We start from the raw sequence: 17378 nt of genomic DNA, 5'->3' as shown, positions 1-17378 counted from the left end.
GGTGGCCGGCGGGCTGGCCCTGGTGGCCGTGGTCTGCTGCGTGTTCTTCGCCGGGATCTCGGGGTCGGGCCCCGCCGACACGGCGGCCCTCGGCACCGTCCTCATCCCGGCCATGGTGGCCCGCGGGTACCCCCGGCCCTTCGCCTCGGCGCTCGTCGCCGCCGGCGGGTCGATCGCCATCGTCATCCCGCCCTCCATCGCGTTCATCGTCTACGGCGTGATCACCAACACGTCGATCCCGGCGCTGTTCGCCGCCGGCGTGCTGCCCGGGCTGGTGGTCGGGGCCTGCCTGGCCATCCCCGCCTACGTCTACTCGCGCCGCCACGGCTGGCGGGGGGAGCGGTGGGGCTCGCCGGCCGAGATCGGACGGGCGGCGCGGGAATCGATCTGGGGCCTGCTGGCGCCGGGCGTGATCCTGGGCGGCATCTACGGCGGGGTGTTCACGCCGACGGAGGCGGCGATCGTGGCAGTGTTCTATGGCCTCTTCGTGGGGGCCGTGATCTACCGGACCCTGACGTGGGCCGGCCTGTGGGCGATCATCATGGACGCCACGGTCTCCTCTGCCGTCGTCATGCTCATCGTCGGCTTCGCCGGGCTCTACGCGTGGGCGGGCGCGACGCTTGGCATCCTCGACCGGATCACCGCCGCCATCCTGGCGGTGTCGCAGGACCCCCGGGTCGTGATCTGGCTGATCAACCTGATCGTCGTCCTGGCCGGCTACCTCCTGGACGGCATCTCGATCTTCTACATCTTCACGCCGATCTTCATGCCGCTGCTGGCCCGCTTCGGCTGGGACCCGGTCTGGTTCGGCATCGTGCTGACCGTCAATATCGCCATCGGGCAGATCACCCCGCCGGTGGCGGTGAACCTCTACGTGGCGGCCAACGTCGGCGGCGTCTCCTTCGACACGCTCTCCCGGGCGGTGTGGCCGTTCGTCGGCGCCATGGTCCTGGCCCTCGTGATCGTCACGCTCTGGCCGGAGCTCTCGCTCTGGCTGCCCCGGGCGTTCAGGCTCGGCTGAGGGAGGGCGCCGGATCCCTTGACAGGCCGCGCGGCTCCGGCTAACGTCCCCACCGATCGCTCACGCTCGAACCACGGGGAGGACCTCATGCGACACGCGCGCTGGCGCCGGAATCTCGCGGCGCTCGGCGGGCTGTGGATCGGACTGACAGGGGTGACCGCCGCCGGGACGCCGGGCGCGCCCTCGTCGCTGAGCGACCGGCCACTCGCCTCCCGAACGGTACGGGCCGTGCCGCCTTCCCGGCCGTGAGTCCCCGCCAGCGCCTGGCCTGGCCCGCGGTCCTCCTCGGCCTGGTCGCGTGCGCATGGGGCGCCGCCGACGCCGCCCCGGTCGCCGTCCGATTCCCCGAGGGCTCTGTCCGCGGCTTCCTCGTCCTGCGCTCGGCCGCGGGCGACCTCCTGGCCGACGGTGAGCTGCTCCAGGTCCCGCGCGGCGACCGCATCGAAGCGCGCATCGTCTTCCGTTTCAAGGACGGCTCGCTGCACGACGAGGTGGTTCTCTTCTCCCAGCGGCGAGTGTTCAGCGTCGTGCGCTATCACCTCGTCCAGCGCGGCTCGGCATTTCGTCACGCGATCGATGCGTCCATCGACCGGCCGACCGGCCGCTACACGGTGCGCTTCCGCGAGCGCCCGGATGGGAGCGAGGACGTCCACGAGGGGCCGCTCGACCTCCCGCCCGACGTGTACAACGGGATGCCGCTGATCCTCGCGAAGAACCTCGCGCCGGCCGCGACGGCGACCGGGCACTTCGTCGCGTTCACGCCGAAGCCGCGGCTGGTCAAGATGGAGCTCGCGCCGGCCGGCGAGGACGCGTTCGTCCTGGGTGAGACGACGCGGAAGGCGATCCGGTATCGCGTCCGGTTCGAGATCGGCGGGCTGGCGGGCGTTCTCGCCTCCCTCGTCGGCAAGGAGCCGCCCGAGCTCGTCTACTCGATCGCGACCGGGCCCGTCCCGGCCTTCGTCAGGTTCGACGGCCCCCTGTCGCTCGGGGGACCGACCTGGCGGGTCGAGCTCACCGCGCCGCGCTGGCCGAAATAGGCGCTGGCTCCCGGCCGGACACGCGCTCGATCCCCCTTTTTTGCGCGAGCTGAAGCGCGGTGGTACACTCCAACATGCTGTTTTCCTTCACGAGGAAGCGCATAGGATCCCGGTGGGCCTCCCGGACTTCAAATCCGGTGTCGGGCTCTAGACAAGCTCGAGGTGGGTTCGACTCCCACGCGCTTCCGCCACTGGCCGGGAGGAACGGATGAGCAAGGTGCAGGCGAGGGGCGGCGGGAAGGCTCCCGGCCGCGCGGCGAAGCCCGGCCGGCCGGACAAGGGCCTGCCGGGAGGTCTGAGCCGGCGGCAGCGCCGGCGGCTCCTGTGGGCCGCGGTCGCCTTGATCGGGGTGGTGCTCGCGGCCGGCGGCGGATGGCTTTACGCCCGCACGCTCCGATCGTCGCCGGGCGATTTCGTCCCCAGCCTCGGCAACGCCCACATCCCCACGCCCGAGACCCCGCACACGCCCTACAACTCCGATCCGCCGACCTCGGGGCCGCATCTGCCATACATCGCGCCCTGGGGCGTCCACGCGCGCGCGATTCCCAAGGAGCTACAGGTCCACAACCTCGAGGACGGCGGCGTGGTGGTGAACTACCGCCCCGAGTGCGCGGACACGGTGCTCGAGCCGCTGAAGGCGATCGTCGCGCGATATCCGGATCACGTCGTGCTCGCCCCGTACGCGGGGCTCGACAAGTGCATCGCGGTGACCGCCTGGACGCGGATCGACAAGCTCGACGGCCTGGACGAGCGTCGGATCGTCCGCTTCATCGATGCCTATCGCGGAATCGACCACCACGCCCGTTGAGATCATCGGAGGGGGCCTCGGTGGCCCCCGGAGTTGCTGTGATGGAGCGTGAGAGCTGTACACCCGGGAGTTTCTTCGCGTGACGACCCCCGGCTGGGAAGGCGTCCGCTCGCGGGTGGCCGCCCTCGTCGCGCGGCGGAACGCGGTGCTCGAGGAAACGGCCGGCGCCTGGGTCCGCTTCGCGCGGGAACAGGGGTGGAGCCGGCACGACGTCGAGACGCTGTGGGAAGGGCTGACCGAGGATCTCGTGCGGCGCTATACGCGCGGCGAGGATCGCCCGGGCGGGCGAGACGTGACGCGGCGGGACGTGCTGGCGGTGATGGGCGGGCTTCGGGACCGGATCACGAAGGCGCTCGGCTCGTGACGGACAGGCACGAGAGGCCCCCGGGTGGGGGAGGTCCAGGAGGGGAAGTGGCTGGGACTCCTCCTCCCGCTGGACGATTCGAGGGCGAGCTGGCCGGCCTTCGCCGTGAGCGGCTCCGGGCCCTGCCGTCGGTAGACGAGATCCTCCGGGACCTCGACGGACACGACGCGATCCCCCGGCCGCGCGTGGTCGAGGCGATCCGCGCCGTCCTCGAGGAGAGCCGGCGGGCCATGCGGGAGGCGGGCTCGCCGGAAGAGCTGGCCCGGGTCCCCGTCGAGGCCGGCGCCCTCCGCCCGCGCATCGAGGCACGCCTCACCGAGGCGGCGGCCTGGCAGCTCGACCGGGTCATCAACGCCACCGGCGTCGTCCTCCACACGAACCTCGGCCGGGCTCCCCTCTCCCTCGAGGCCCTCGGGCGACTCGTGGCCGTCGCCCGCGGTTACTCGAACCTCGAGCTGGACGTCCGCACCAAGGAGCGGGGCTCGCGGTACAGTCACGTCGATCCGCTCCTGTGCCGCCTGACGGGGGCCGAGGCCTCGCTGGTCGTGAACAACAACGCGGCCGCCGTCCTGCTGGCGCTGGAGTCCCTGGCACGCGGAAGAGAAGTCGTCGTCTCGCGCGGCGAGCTGATCGAGATCGGGGGCGCCTTCCGGATCCCGGATATCATGGCGCGCTCGGGGGCGCGGCTCGTCGAGGTGGGGACGACCAACCGCACCCGCATCGGCGACTACGCGGCGGCCATCGCCCCGGACACCGCCCTTCTCCTGAAGGTCCATCCCTCGAACTACCGGGTGGTCGGCTTCACGGAAAGCGTCACGACCCGGGAGCTGGCCGAGCTGGGCCGGGCGCGGGGTGTCCCGGTCATGGAAGACCTGGGATCCGGCTCTTTCCTCGACCTCCGGCCTTACGGGCTTCCCCACGAGCCGACGGCGCCCGAAACCGTGGCGGCCGGCGCGGACCTCGTCACGTTCTCGGGCGACAAACTCCTCGGGGGCCCCCAGGCCGGCATCGTGGTGGGCCGCCGGTCCCTGGTCGAGCGCCTCCGGAAGAATCCGCTCAACCGGGCGCTGCGGATCGACAAGCTCACGCTCGCGGCGCTGGAGGCGACTCTCCGCGCCTACGAGGAGCCGGCCCGGGCGCTCCGCCAGATCCCCACGCTCCAAATGCTCACGGAGCCGGAGGCCGCGGTGCACCGCCGCGCCCAGCGCTGCCTGCGCGGGCTTCCGCCGTCGGTGCGGGCGGCCCTGGGAGCGCAGGTGGTGCAGGACCACGCGCAGGTGGGCGGCGGCGCGCTGCCGGTGGTGGAGCTCCCGACGGCCGCGCTCGCCCTGGGCAGCCCGGCCCACCCGGCCGAGGCTCTCGACGCCCGGCTCCGGCAGGCGCAGCCCCCCATCATCGGCCGCATCGCCGGCGACCGCCTCCTCCTGGACTGCCGCACGGTGAGGGACGACGAGGTGTCGTTCCTGGTGGCCGCCGTGCGCGCCCTGATCTGAGGCGCCGTGCCGATACCCGTCGCATCCCGTCGTCCTCGGCCGTTCGCCGGCCCTCAACGTATGCGGCATACGCCTCGGGCCGGCTCCGGCCTGCGTCCTAGGGCTGCTCGGGTCTCGGCCCGGCGCGGCGTGGCTCTCGACTCCGGCGGCCTCGCCCTGATCTGAGTGTCGGTGCGTCACGTCGTCGTCGGCACCGCCGGCCACATCGATCACGGCAAGTCGACGCTCGTCCGCGCCCTGACCGGGATCGATCCCGACCGCCTGAAGGAGGAGAAGGAGCGCGGCATCACCATCGACATCGGCTTCGCCCACCTCGATCTTCAGCACGGAGGCGAAGGCCTGACGCTCGGGATCGTCGACGTCCCCGGCCACGAGCGCTTCGTCAAGAACATGCTGGCGGGCGTCGGCGGCATCGATCTCGTCATGCTCGTGATCGCCGCCGACGAGGGCGTGATGCCCCAGACGCGCGAGCACCTCGCGATCTGCCAGCTCCTGCGGGTCCGGAGCGGCCTCGTCGTCCTCACCAAGGCGGACATGGCGGAGCCCGACTGGCTCGAGCTCGTCCGTGAGGACACCCGGGCCTTTCTCCGCGGGACGTTCCTCGAGGGCCAGCCGATCGTTCCCGTGTCGGCCAAGACCGGCCAAGGCCTGGACGTCCTCCGGGACGCGCTCGGGGGGCTGGCCCGCGCGGTGCCGCCCCGGGGCACCGACGCCACCTTCCGGCTCCCGATCGACCGGGTCTTCACGATCCGCGGATTCGGGACCGTCGTGACAGGCACTGTCGCCGCGGGTCAGGTCGGGGTGGAGGAGCGCGTCGAGGTCTACCCGCGCCAGCTCCAGGCCAAGGTGCGCGGGCTTCAGACCCACGGCCAGGCGGTCCCGACGGCCGTGGCCGGGCAGCGCACCGCGGTGAACCTCCAGGGAGTCGAGCGCGCGGCGCTCGAGCGCGGGGACGTCCTGTCAGCGCCGGGACTCCTGCGGCCGACCTTCATGCTCGACGCTACCTGCGAGCTGCTCGGCGACGCGCCGGCGCCCCTCAAGCCGCGCCAGCGGGTACGCTTCCACATCGGCACCAGCGAGGTCATGGCGCGCGTGCACCTCCTGGACCGGGCCGAGCTCGAGCCGGGGGGCCGCGGCTACATCCAGCTCCGGCTCGAGGCCCCCGTCGTCGCCCTCCCCCGCGATCGCTACGTGATTCGGAGCTACTCGCCGATGATCACGATCGGGGGCGGCGAGCTCCTCGACGTCGCCCCGGCCAAGGCGCGGCGGAGTCCCGCCCTGGTGGCCCGCCTCGCCGTCCTCGAGCGGGGCACGCCCGAAGCCGTGCTCGAGGAACAGATCATGCGGGTGGGCCCCGGCGGCGCGCGCACCGCCGACCTGCGTGCCCGCAGCCCCTTCGGCCCCGAGGCGCTCCGCCGGCTCCTCGCCGATCTGACCACGCGAGGGCGGGCGCTGGTGGTCGACCGCGAGTGGTACGTCCACGTGGACGCCGCCGAGCGGCTCCGCGAGGAGACGCTCGCCGCGCTGCGGGCCTTCCACGCGCGGGAGCCGCTGAAGCCGGGGATGTCCAAGGAGGAGCTCCGGACCCGGCTCGGCGGCCTCGACGAGCGCGTGTTCCTCCACCTCCTCGAGCGGTTCGTCGCCGCCGGCGCGATCGCCGTGGAGAAGGACAAGGTCCGCCTGGCGAGCCACCACGTGCGGCTCGACTCCCACCAGCAGGCCTGGCTCGACCGACTCGAGGGCGACTTCCGGGTGGCCGGGGTGGCGCCGCCGAGTCTGGAGGAGGCCTTCGCCAGGCTCGGCATGACCCGCGCCGACGAGCAGGCCCTCGCCCAGGTGCTCCTCGACGAGCGGCGGCTCGTCCGGATCAAGGAGGGACTCTACTTCCATGCCGAGGCGCTCTCGGAGGCCGAGGCGCGCGTCACCGCGTTTCTCCGGGAGCGGAAGGAGATCACTCCGCAGGACATGAAGGACCTCCTCGGGATCTCCCGCAAGTACGCCATCCCGCTGCTCGAGTACCTGGACGCCCAGCGCGTGACGGTGCGGATCGGGGACAAGCGCGTGCTCCGAGACCTCCCCCGCTCACCCGCATGAAGAATCGCGCCCGGGCGGTGCTGGGCACGGCCGCCGCCACGCACTTCCTCCACGACGGGTTCTCGGATCTTCTCTACGTCCTGCTTCCCCTCTGGGCCGCCGAGTTCCGGCTCACCTTCGCCCAGATCGGCGTGATCCGCACCGCCTACAGCGGGGGCATGTCGCTGTTCCAGATCCCGGCCGGGCTCCTCGCCGAGCGCTGGGGAGAGCGCCGGGTGCTGGCGGCGGGCACGGCGGTGACGGCGCTCGGCTTCGTGGCGGTCGCCGGGGCGGACGGATTCTCCGCGCTTCTCCTGATCCTCCTGCTGGCCGGCCTCGGCTCCGGCGTCCAGCATCCGCTGTCCTCCTCGCTCGTCTCGAAGGCCTACGAGACCGGGCTTCGCCGCGCCGCCCTGGGGACCTACAACGTCTCCGGCGATCTCGGGAAGGTGGCCCTGACCGCCGCCGGTGCGGTGGCGGCGGCGGCCGTCGGCTGGCGCGTGGCCGGAGCGGCCTACGGCGCGCTCGGCCTGGTGGCGGCCGGCGGCCTCCTGGTGATGCTCAGGCACCTCTCGGCCGGGGGGCGGCCCCAGCGCGACGGCGATGCCGCGCGGGACGGGGTCGGGTGGGGCATCCGCGATGCGCGGGGGTTCGGCGCGCTGGCCGGCGTCGGGATGATCGACAACGCCACCCGGACGGGCTTCCTCACCTTTCTCCCGTTCGTCCTGCTCGCCAAGGGCGCCACGGTGCCGATGGTGGGCGGCGCGCTCGCCTTCCTCTTCGCGGGGGGCGCAGCCGGGAAGTTCGTCTGCGGCCTCCTGGCCGAGCGCCTCGGGGTGATCCGGACGGTCGTGCTCACGGAGCTCGCCACGGCGGGCGGCATCCTGGTCGTCCTGGTGGCGCCCCTCCCGGTCACGCTCGGCGTCCTCGGCCTCCTCGGCATCGCGCTCAACGGGACGTCGTCGGTCCTCTACGGGACCGTCGCCGACCTCGTGGTCCCGGCTCGCCGCTCGCGCGCCTACGGGCTCTACTACACCCTCAGCGTGGGCGCCTCCGCGCTCGCGCCGACCGTCTACGGGATCGTGAGCGACGCGGCGGGAGTCGCGGCCACGCTCACGATGCTGGCGGCCCTCGTGCTCGTGACGGTGCCACTCTGCCTGGCACTGCGGCCCGCCGTGGCGAGCCCGATCCGGGCCTGATGGCGGCGTCCGGCCGTCGCGGGCGGCGGCCGGCTCGATTGACACCCTGCGGGGGCGAGCGTAAGGTAGGAGGACATTCGGAGGCCGTCGCGCCGAGGGCGCGATGCGCCCAGAGGGGGAGCCATGTTCGGGTTGGGCTATCAGGAGTTGATGATCATCCTCGTCATCGTCCTGCTCTTGTTCGGGGCGCAGAAGCTCCCCGAGCTGGCGCGGGGCCTCGGGAAGAGCGTCTCGGAGTTCAAGAAGGGACAGTCTGAAGACGAGCCCGTCAAGGCGGAGAAGGCCACCGAGGAGAAGAAGGGCGTCTGACCCCGCCGCGCTCCCGTACCCGGCCGGTTCCCTCCCCGTCGCTCTCTGCGAGGGCTGATCGCCCCCTCCCGATGCCGCGAACCGACCTCGCGCTCGCCTTGTTCTGGGCCGGCGTCACGGCGCTCAGCCGGGTCCCGTTCCGTGCCCGCCTCCTCCCGAGTTGGGACGCGGTCCAGTTCGCGCTCGCGCTCCGCGACTACGACATCGTCAAGCACCAGCCCCACCCTCCGGGGTACATCCTCTACGTCGCGCTGGCGCGGGCCCTCGAGCCGCTGGCGGGCGACGCCACCGAGAGCCTGACCTGGCTGGCCCTGGCGGCCAGCGCCGTCACCGTGTTTCTCGTGTACCGGCTGGCCTGGATGCTCTACGGCCGCGCGACGGCGTCCCTGGCCGCTGCCGGCCTGGCGGCGAGCCCACTCTTCTGGTTCTACGGCGTGGTCGGGCTCTCCTACACGACCGAGGCGGCCCTCGCCACCGGCATCGCCACCCTCGCCTGGCGCATGCGGAGCGGAGAGAGTCGGTTCGCCGCGTGGTCGGCGGTGGCGCTCGGGCTGGCGGGCGGCGTCCGCCAGTCGGTCCTGATTCTCTTGCTGCCGCTCTGGGTCGGCATGGCCTGGGCGGGACTCAGGCGATGGCGGCCGGTGCTCTCAGGCCTCGCGGTGATCGCGTTGACGACCGCGGCGTGGTTCGGTCCGATGGTGTGGCTGACGGGCGGATTCTGGCGGTACACGGGGGCCGCGCTGGAGCTCTTCGACTCGACGGTGCGGGCGACGACGATCGTCGGGGCGCCGGGTGCCTGGCAGGCCAACGCGACGGCGCTGCTGGAGGCGCTCGTGCTGGGACTCGGCCTGCTCCTGCCGGTCCTGGCGGGCCTGGTCGTCCTGAGCCTCGGCCGCGTGCGCCGCTGGGACGCTCGCGCCTGGTTTTTCGCGGGCTGGATCGTCCCGCCCCTCGGGGTGTACACCGCGGTTCACTTCGGCCAGCACGGCTATCTGCTGACGGTCCTCCCGGCTCTCTACATCCTGATCGCCCGCGGCCTGGTGGTGCTCGGCCGGCGCCTGGGAGCGGCGTGGCGGGTAGCGGCGACATGGCTCCGAGCCGCCCAGTGGGCCACCGCGGCGGCGGTCCTGGCCGCTATCCTGCTCGCCCACGCGGCCTTCTTCGCCACCGCCGCGCCGATCGAGGTCCCGGGTCTGTTCGCCGCCGCTCCGGGTTCCGAAGGATGGGGCACGGCGCTGCGCGCCCGGTATCGCTTCCGGCTCTGGCCGACCACGGCGCGCGGCCTCCGGGAGCAGGAAGGCGTGATCCGCGCCTACGTCGACGCGGTCCGGAGCGCCTTCAATCCGGCCAATGCCGTCGTCGTGACGGAGCTCGGCAACCCGCGGTCCTATCCGTGGTTCCGCCACGTCATGTACTACCTGCCCGAGTTCACCGTGATCCACCTCCGGCTTGGCCGCTTCTCGCCGGGCTATATCTCGTCGCGGCACGACGGCGCCATGGCGGCGCTCGGGGACTCCGAGATCATCCTGGCGGCGAACGTCCGCCGGCTCGTCTGGGTCGTCGACTACTGGAACCCGATGGTGCCGCGGCCGGCCGGCTTGCGCGCGTATCCGCTCGCCTACGGCCGCTGGCTGTACGTTCTGGACGTGGGTCGCCATCCGGTGGAGCACGCCGGCTACCGGCTCACCCCGCTGACGGCCGTCGCCCGCCTCCGGTAGCTTCTTCGGAGGGGGCCTCTGCGGCCCCCTCCGAGCTCGCGGGCGAAGCCCGCGCTCGGAACAGCATGAGGGTTGCGGTATTGTCAGCGTCCGCCATCCGCCTTTCGGGGATGCGCCCCTGGCTCGCGTGATGGCCCTCACCCCGGGGCGTCCGCCCCGTCTGGGGGACCGCGACGATCTCGTCATCCTGGCCGTCGCCGCCTCGGTGATCCTGCTCTTCGTCGCCGCCGAGGTCCGGATCGCGAACGGCTTCGGGCTTCCACTCGACGACAGCTGGATCCACCTGCGCTTCGCCGAGAACCTCGCCACCGGGCGGGGCTTTGCGATCAACCCCGGCAACCCGGTGGCAGGGTCGACGGCGCCGCTCTGGACCCTCGGGCTTGCCCTGGCTCGGGCCCTCGGCGTGCCGGCCCTCGCGGCCGCCAAAGGGCTCGGCGTCGCCGGCTATGCGGCCACCGGCCTCCTGACGCGCCGCCTCGTGCTGGCGCTCGGTCTCGGCCGCGGGCTCGGCCTCGCCGCCGGGGTCGCCGTGGTCGGCTCGGCACGCCTGGCCTGGGGCGCGCTCTCGGGCATGGAAGTTCCGCTCGCCGCCGCGCTGGTGGCCGCTGGCGCGCTCCTGACGGCGCGGCGGCAGCCGCTCGGCGCCGCCGCGACCTTCGGGCTGGCGGCGCTCGCCCGGCCCGAGGCGCTCCTGCTCGTGGCCCTCCACGTCGCCGGCGCGGGCCGCCTCCGCGCCGCGCTCGCCCGCGCGGCCGTGGCCACCCTCGCCCTGGTGCCCGCCCTCGCCTTCAACGTGGCGACTGTCGGGCGGCTGGTCCCCGCCACCGCGATCGCCAAGGTGGAGGGCGGCCTCCTCGGGCAGTTGGTGGGCGTCGGCGAGGCCTGGCGCTTCACGGGGACCCGCAGCCTCGAGTACCTCCGCGAATGGGGTCGGGTGCTCCTCGCGGACCACGTGGCGCTGCCCGTGCTCGCCGTCATCGGGCTTGCCGTGCTCCGGCGGAGCCCGCTTCGATGGCTCGGGTACGCGCTCGTCCTCCATCCCGTCGCCATGGCCGTCCTCGCGCCGTACCGGGGACCAGCCTTCCAGACCGGTCGCTACTCCTCCCACCTCCTTCCCCTCGCGGTCGGGCTGGCCGTCGCTGGGCTCGGCGCCCTTCTCGCGTCGCTCCCGCGGCGGGGCGGGCTTGCCGCCGGCCTCGTGGCGGTGCTCGCGCTGGGGCTCCTCCTGCCGCTGGCGCCGGCGAGCCGGGAGTACGCCTGGGGCGTCCAGAACATCAACGCCATGCAGGTGCGACTCGGGCACTGGGTGGCGCAGCACACGCCCCCCGCGGCGTGGATCGCCGTCAACGACGTGGGCGCCCTCGCCTACTTCGGCGACCGCCGGATCATCGATCTCATGGGACTCGTGACGCCCGAGATCGTGCCGTACCGGCGCCGGGGGCCGGAGGGCGTGCTGCGTTACCTCGAGCGGGCCTGTCCGGACTACCTCGTGATCTTCCCGCGCTGGTTCCCCGACCTCGCCGCCCGCCCCGATCTCTTCCAGCCCCTCGAGCGCGTGCACCTGGCCTCCAACGTGGTGGCGGGGGCGGACGAGATGGTGGTGTACGAGACGGCCTGGAACCGCTGGCGGCCGCTCCCGGCGCCCTGCGCACGGGATTAATGTCCTCATTGGTCCTCTTTGTGTAAGGGTTTTCCCTATTGACCATGGGCTACCCTAAGCGTAGCCTAAAGGCCTCGGGACACGCCCGGGCCGAAGCCGCGCCATTTTCGGTGTGGCTCAGCCGGTACCCCGTGCCGCGGAAGCCACGCATCACCTTGCAGAAGCGGTGGCCCATGCGGAAACGCGACCGGGTGCCCGCGCTCTACTGCGTCGCCTGCTCCAAGTCCATCCGGGGCACCGCGGTCTTGTATTGCGACAGCGAGATATTCCATCTTCGGTGCATCGTCCAGGCGGATGAACTTCAGGAGATGGAGCTGCAGGACCGGACTGCCGAGCTCCTCTCCCGGCTGACCCACACTCTGGAACGCACGAAGGCGCTTGTGAGGTCTGCGGCAGCAACTCGCTCACGACCGACACGCGCGCCGTCACCCCGGTAGTGTCCTACTCCTGAGCCGGCATGCCGGTTCCCCGCCTCGCTCCTCTCGGCGTGCGCCCTGTCTGGCTTCGTTACGCGGTCGCCACCGCCACCGTCGTGGTGGCTGTCGTCCTGCGTGAGCTCTTGGACCCGGTTTGGGGGCCCAAGCTCCCGCTGCTGACCTTCTATCCCGCCGTCATGGTCGCGGCCTGGTTCGGGGGTCTGGGACCCGGGCTCCTCGCAACGGTGACGTCAGCGGCGACCGCCAAATACCTTTGGCTCGTCCCCGTCCATTCACTCACCGTGAGCAATGTCGGGGACCTGATCGCCCTCGTGCTGTTCGTCGGGTTCGGCGTCCTGATGAGCGGGCTCACCGAGGCCTTGCACCGAGCCAGGCGACAGGAGAAGGCGACGGCCGACGAGCGTGAGGCGCTTCTTGGCCGGGAGCGCGCGGCGCGAGCCGACGCCGAGCGTGTGACCGGAATGCTTCGGCAGGTCCAGCTGGTCACGGAGACGCCGCTCCACGAGGTTTCGGCGGCCGGCCTCATGCGTGAGCTGCTGGCCCGGGTCCGCGAGGCACTGGCCAGCGACACCGCGACGATTCTGCTGCTGAGCGAGGACGGCGCCGACCTCATCCCGGTCTCGTCGGACGGGCTGCGGGAAGTGGTCGCCGAGGCGGTGCGCATCCCGCTGGGATCCGGAGCCGCCGGCCGCATTGCCCTCAGCGAGTCCGGCCTGATCTTTCGCGACCTCGCCGAGGTCGAAGTCCTGAGCCCGTTCCTGCGTGACCGGGTCAAGTCGCTCGTCGGTGTGCCGCTCAGAGTGGGCGATCGGGTCATCGGCGTCATCCACGTCGGCTCGTCGGTCCCGCACACGTTCACCGAGGAGGATCTCAAACTCCTCAGACTCGTGGCGGATCGGGTGGCCCTCGTCATCGACCTCGCGCGCGTGCATGAGGCTGAGCGCGCGGCCAGACGCGACGCGGAGGACGCGAGCCGGCTCAAGGACGAATTCCTCGCCATGCTCTCCCACGAGCTCCGCTCCCCGCTGAACGCCATCGCCGGCTGGCTGAACGTTCTCCGCGCAAAGCCGGGGGACATCGCCCTCGCCGGGCGCGCGCTTGAGACGATCGAGCGCAATGCCAGAGTGCTGACGAGGCTGGTCGACGACCTGCTGGACGTCTCTCGGATCGTCTCCGGACGACTCCAGATGGAGCGGCAGCGTGTCGATGTCGTGCCACTGGTCGAAGCCATCGTCGACACCATGCGGCCGGCCGCCCTGGAGAAGGGGATCACGCTTCGGTCGATCCTGCATCGGGGGACGGGCCTCCTCTGGGGCGATCCGGCCCGGCTCCAGCAGGTGGCCGATAACCTGATCGCGAACGCCATCAAGTTCACCCCGGCGGGGGGTGTCGTCGAGGTGCGGGTGCACGGCGGCCCTTCCGAGGTGCTGGTCACGGTGAGCGACACCGGCCAAGGCATCAGCCCGGAGTTCTTGCCGTATGTCTTCGAGCGATTCCGCCAGGCCGACACGGGGCCGGCGCGAACCCACGGCGGTCTGGGGCTCGGGCTCGCCATTGTCCGCCACCTCGTGGAGCTCCACGGGGGGACGGTCGATGCCGAGAGCCCCGGTGAGGGTCAGGGCGCCCGCTTCACGGTCCGGCTTCCGGTTCTGAAGGACGGTCAGCCGCTTCCTGGCTAGCGCTCGCGTCTTCGCGCCCGATCACGGGCGCCGCCGAGCGAGCCCCGCCAAATTCGGACACCAGCCACGCGCGGCGTTCCTGAGGGCGCGTTTCTTGACACAAGTGCGCGTGGGTGCTACGCTTTCCAGCACTGCGCGCCGGAGCGCCCGGCGCGCTTGCCTTTCAGGAGGCCGACCGGGATCCCATGGATTACAAGGCGACGCTGAACCTTCCCCGCACGGACTTCCCGATGCGGGCCAATCTCCCGCAGCGGGAGCCCGAGCTCCTCCGCCGCTGGGATCGGGACGACATCTACCGTCGCCTCCGCGAGCGCGGGGCCGGGAGGCCGCTCTGGCTCCTCCACGACGGCCCCCCGTACGCCAACGGCCACATCCACATGGGGACGGCCCTCAACAAGGTGCTCAAGGACCTCGTGGTCAAGTCGAAGACCATGCTCGGGTTCAACGTGGTCTACGTGCCGGGCTGGGACTGTCACGGGCTTCCGATCGAGCACCAGGTCGACAAGGAGCTCGGCCTCGACCGGGCTGGCGTCGATGTCCGCCAGGCCATGGATCCCATCGAGAAGCGGCGCCGCTGCCGGGCCTACGCGCTCCGGTTCATCGACATCCAGCGCGAGGAGTTCCGCCGGCTCGGCGTGTTCGGCGACTGGCAGCGGCCCTACCGGACGATGGCCCCCGAGTACCAGGCCATCATCGTCCGGGAGTTCGGCCGCTTCGTGGGCAAGGGGATCGTCTACAAAGGCCTCAAGCCGGTCCACTGGTGCATGTACTGCAAGACCGCCCTGGCCCAGGCCGAAGTCGAGTACGAGGAGGAGCGCTCGCCCTCGGTCTACGTGAGGTTTCCGCTGGTCGCGCCCCATCCCGACCTGCCGGACGCTCCGCGGCAGTCGCTGATCATCTGGACCACGACGCCGTGGACCCTGCCCGCCAACCTGGCGGTGGCCGTCCACCCCACCGAGGACTACGTGGCGCTCGACGTGGACGGCGAGACCTTCATCGTGGCGACCGCGCTGGCCGACGACTTCGTCAAGACCACCCGGCTGCGGAACGCGCGCCGCCTGCGGACCCTCGAGCCGGCCACGCTGGAGGGGCTCCGGTACCGGCATCCGTGGATCGATCGGACCGGCCCGGTGGCGGCCGATCCGCTCGTCACCGTCGACTCCGGCACGGGCCTCGTCCACGTGGCGCCGGGCCATGGGGAGGAAGACTACGAGTTCGGGCGGAAGCACGGCCTGCCCATCTACAATCCGGTCGACGACGACGGCCGCTTCGTTCCCGAGGTCGAGCACTTCGCCGGGCTCACGGTCTGGGAGGCGAACCCGCGGATCAGCGAGCTGCTGCGAGCCCGCGGCGCGCTGGTGGCCGAGGTCCCGTTCACCCACACCTACCCCCACTGCTGGCGCTGCAAGAACCCGACGCTCTTCCTCGCCACCGAGCAGTGGTTCATCTCGCTGGACCAGGACGGACTCCGGGCGCGGGCGCTCCAGGCGATCCGCGAGGTGCAATGGATCCCGCCGTGGGGCGAGGAGCGCATCACCAACATGATCGCCCACCGGCCGGACTGGAACATCTCCCGCCAGCGGGTCTGGGGCGTGCCCATCGTGGCCTTCTACTGCCTGCAGTGTGGCCACATCCTGCTCGAGGAGCGGCTGGTCGAGCACGTGGCAGCGATCATGCGGGGCGGCGAGGGCGCGGACGAGTGGTACCTCCGCGAGGCGGCGGCCCTCTTGCCGCCCGGAACCACCTGCCCGAAGTGCGGGGGCGGCGGGTTCCGCAAGGAGATGGACATCCTGGACGTCTGGTTCGACTCCGGCTGCAGCCACGCCGCGGTGCTGGAGACGCACAGAGAGCTCCGCTGGCCGGCCGAGATGTACCTGGAAGGCTCGGACCAGCACCGGGGCTGGTTCCATTCCTCCCTCCTCGAGGGGGTCGGGACCCGCGGCGCGCCGCCGTACCGGGCCGTCCTGACCCACGGGTTCGTCGTCGACGGCGAGGGGCGGAAGATGTCGAAGTCCCTCGGCAACGTGGTCGCGCCCGAGGACGTGATTGCGCGCTACGGGGCCGACGTGCTGCGGCTGTGGGCGGCGTCCGAGGACTACACGGAGGACATCCGGCTCTCCGAGGAGATCCTCACCCAGCTGGCCGAGGCCTACCGGCGCATCCGGAACACCTGCCGCTTCCTCCTCGGGAACCTCGCCGACTTCGATCCGAGCCGACACGCCGTCGCGGACGCGGCCCTCCAGGGGCTCGATGGCTGGGCGATGCTGCGGCTCCACCGGACGATCGCGAAGGTCCGGACATCCTACGAGACGTACGACTTCCACCTCGCCTTCCAGAGCCTCCACAACTTCTGCGCGGTGGACCTGTCGGCGCTCTACCTCGACATCCTGAAGGACCGGCTCTACACGCAGCGGGCCGACGCCCCCGAGCGTCGAGCCGCCCAGACGGTCTGCTACCGCGTGCTGGACGCCCTCGTCCGGCTGATGGCGCCCATCCTCACGTTCACGGCCGAAGAGATCTGGGGTTACGTGCCCGGCAGCGGGCGCGCCTCGAGCGTCCACCTCACCGACTTCCCGGCGGCGGATCCCACCTGGCTCGACGAGGGCGTCGAGGCCGGCTGGGAGACGCTCCTCCGGGTGCGCGGCGAGGTCGCCCGGGCGCTGGAACAGGCGCGGGCGGCCAAGCTGATCGGGGCCGGGCTCGACGCCCGCGTGACCCTGTACGTGGAGAATCCCGAGCTCCAGCCGGCGCTGCGCCAGGCGGGGGAGCGCCTGCTCCGGGAGTTTCTCATCGTCTCGCAGGTCGCCCGGGTGGATGGCCCGCCGCCGCCGGGTCTCGAGACCGGGCCCCAGCGGGTCGTGCTGCGCGAGACGGGACTCTCGGGGCTCGGCGTCGAGGTCGCGCACGCGGCGGGGGCGAAGTGCGAGCGCTGCTGGACGTGGAGCGAGGCGGTCGGGCGCGACGCCGAGCATCCGGGGCTGTGCGAGCGGTGCCTGCCGATCATCCGAGCCCGCGCCGCGTGACCCTCGCATCGCGGCGGCCGCTGGACGCTTGATCCCGCTGCTGGCCATCGGGGCGGCGGTCTTCGTCGCCGACCAGCTCACGAAGGCCTGGGCCCTGGCCCGCCTCGTGCCCGGATATCCTCTTCCCGTCGTCCCCGGCTTCTTCGACCTCACGCTGATCCTCAACCCCGGGGTGGCCTTCGGGATCTTCTCCGGCGTGCCCTTCGAGTGGCGCTGGCTCGTCACCGTGTTTTCGCTGGCGGCGCTCGTGCTCCTCTGCTCGATCGCGCTGCGGGTCGTCCCGCACGGGGGCCGGCTCGGACGGCTCGCGCTCGGCCTGGTGTTCGGGGGGGCGGCCGGGAACCTGCTCGACCGCTGGCGGCTCGGCGCCGTCGTCGACTTCGTGGATGTCTACTGGCGGGCCTACCACTGGCCCGCGTTCAACGTCGCCGACTCCGCGATCACGGTGGGCGTGGTGCTCCTGGCGGTCGAGCTGGCCTTCGCCGCGCCGCGAAGCGAGCAGCGGGAACTGCCCAACGGCCAGGAACCCTGAGGCGGCCGCCCCGCCGGGAGAGTCC

13 protein-coding genes and 1 tRNA gene are annotated in these 17378 nt (G+C 72.0%); all 14 read left to right on the top strand.

Translation table 11 applies throughout. From position 1 onward, the window contains the following. A partial coding sequence (locus VGW35_20655) for a TRAP transporter large permease (protein HEV8310081.1) occupies positions 1 to 1021 on the top strand: 1021 nt, incomplete at its 5' end. A gap of 245 nt (positions 1022 to 1266) precedes the next feature. Then, a complete protein-coding gene (locus tag VGW35_20650; protein HEV8310080.1) occupies positions 1267 to 2058 on the top strand; it encodes a hypothetical protein in 792 nt (263 codons plus the stop codon). Positions 2059 to 2151: 93 nt separating this feature from the next. After that, a tRNA-Sec gene (locus VGW35_20645) sits at positions 2152 to 2249 on the top strand. Between the two features lie 17 nt (positions 2250 to 2266). Next, positions 2267 to 2866, top strand: coding sequence for a DUF3105 domain-containing protein (locus VGW35_20640; protein ID HEV8310079.1), 600 nt, complete (start codon positions 2267 to 2269; stop codon positions 2864 to 2866). A gap of 79 nt (positions 2867 to 2945) precedes the next feature. Further along, a complete protein-coding gene (locus VGW35_20635; GenBank protein HEV8310078.1) occupies positions 2946 to 3230 on the top strand; it encodes a hypothetical protein in 285 nt (94 codons plus the stop codon). A 122-nt stretch (positions 3231 to 3352) separates the two neighbouring features. Then, positions 3353 to 4723 (top strand): L-seryl-tRNA(Sec) selenium transferase, encoded by a 1371-nt coding sequence (gene selA / locus VGW35_20630; protein ID HEV8310077.1) that lies wholly within the window; start codon positions 3353 to 3355, stop codon positions 4721 to 4723. A gap of 171 nt (positions 4724 to 4894) precedes the next feature. After that, positions 4895 to 6817 carry a selenocysteine-specific translation elongation factor gene (gene selB, locus VGW35_20625; GenBank protein HEV8310076.1) on the top strand — a complete coding sequence of 641 codons (1923 nt, stop codon included), beginning with the start codon at positions 4895 to 4897 and terminating at the stop codon, positions 6815 to 6817. Beyond that, on the top strand, positions 6814 to 7995 hold the full coding sequence (locus tag VGW35_20620) for an MFS transporter (protein ID HEV8310075.1): 1182 nt from the start codon (positions 6814 to 6816) through the stop codon (positions 7993 to 7995). Before selB ends, VGW35_20620 begins: the two co-directional genes overlap by 4 nt. 123 nt (positions 7996 to 8118) lie before the next feature. Beyond that, positions 8119 to 8304 (top strand): twin-arginine translocase TatA/TatE family subunit, encoded by a 186-nt coding sequence (locus VGW35_20615; protein ID HEV8310074.1) that lies wholly within the window; start codon positions 8119 to 8121, stop codon positions 8302 to 8304. A gap of 71 nt (positions 8305 to 8375) precedes the next feature. Further along, positions 8376 to 10022: a hypothetical protein gene (locus VGW35_20610; GenBank protein HEV8310073.1), complete on the top strand. Its 1647-nt coding sequence runs from the start codon at positions 8376 to 8378 to the stop codon at positions 10020 to 10022. Between the two features lie 127 nt (positions 10023 to 10149). After that, positions 10150 to 11682 (top strand): hypothetical protein, encoded by a 1533-nt coding sequence (locus VGW35_20605; protein ID HEV8310072.1) that lies wholly within the window; start codon positions 10150 to 10152, stop codon positions 11680 to 11682. 457 nt (positions 11683 to 12139) lie between these two features. After that, complete coding sequence (locus VGW35_20600; GenBank protein HEV8310071.1) at positions 12140 to 13798, top strand: ATP-binding protein; 1659 nt, start codon at positions 12140 to 12142, stop codon at positions 13796 to 13798. A gap of 185 nt (positions 13799 to 13983) precedes the next feature. Then, positions 13984 to 16821: an isoleucine--tRNA ligase gene (gene ileS, locus VGW35_20595; protein HEV8310070.1), complete on the top strand. Its 2838-nt coding sequence runs from the start codon at positions 13984 to 13986 to the stop codon at positions 16819 to 16821. 28 nt (positions 16822 to 16849) lie between these two features. Next, positions 16850 to 17353: a signal peptidase II gene (gene lspA / locus VGW35_20590; GenBank protein HEV8310069.1), complete on the top strand. Its 504-nt coding sequence runs from the start codon at positions 16850 to 16852 to the stop codon at positions 17351 to 17353. Positions 17354 to 17378 lie beyond the last annotated feature (25 nt).

Source organism: Candidatus Methylomirabilota bacterium, from assembly GCA_036005065.1.
GTDB lineage: Bacteria > Methylomirabilota > Methylomirabilia > Rokubacteriales > DASRDR01 > DASYQW01.
This window is presented reverse-complemented; position numbering and strand designations above follow the sequence as displayed.

Excerpts from the sequence above, each read along its gene's own strand:
- VGW35_20640 (HEV8310079.1), top strand. The coding sequence starts at position 2,267 with ATGAGCAAGGTGCAGGCGAGGGGCGGCGGGAAGGCTCCCGGCCGCGCG.
- VGW35_20620 (HEV8310075.1), top strand. The coding sequence starts at position 6,814 with ATGAAGAATCGCGCCCGGGCGGTGCTGGGCACGGCCGCCGCCACGCAC.
- VGW35_20615 (HEV8310074.1), top strand. The coding sequence starts at position 8,119 with ATGTTCGGGTTGGGCTATCAGGAGTTGATGATCATCCTCGTCATCGTC.
- VGW35_20610 (HEV8310073.1), top strand. The coding sequence starts at position 8,376 with ATGCCGCGAACCGACCTCGCGCTCGCCTTGTTCTGGGCCGGCGTCACG.
- VGW35_20600 (HEV8310071.1), top strand. The coding sequence starts at position 12,140 with ATGCCGGTTCCCCGCCTCGCTCCTCTCGGCGTGCGCCCTGTCTGGCTT.
- ileS (HEV8310070.1), top strand. The coding sequence starts at position 13,984 with ATGGATTACAAGGCGACGCTGAACCTTCCCCGCACGGACTTCCCGATG.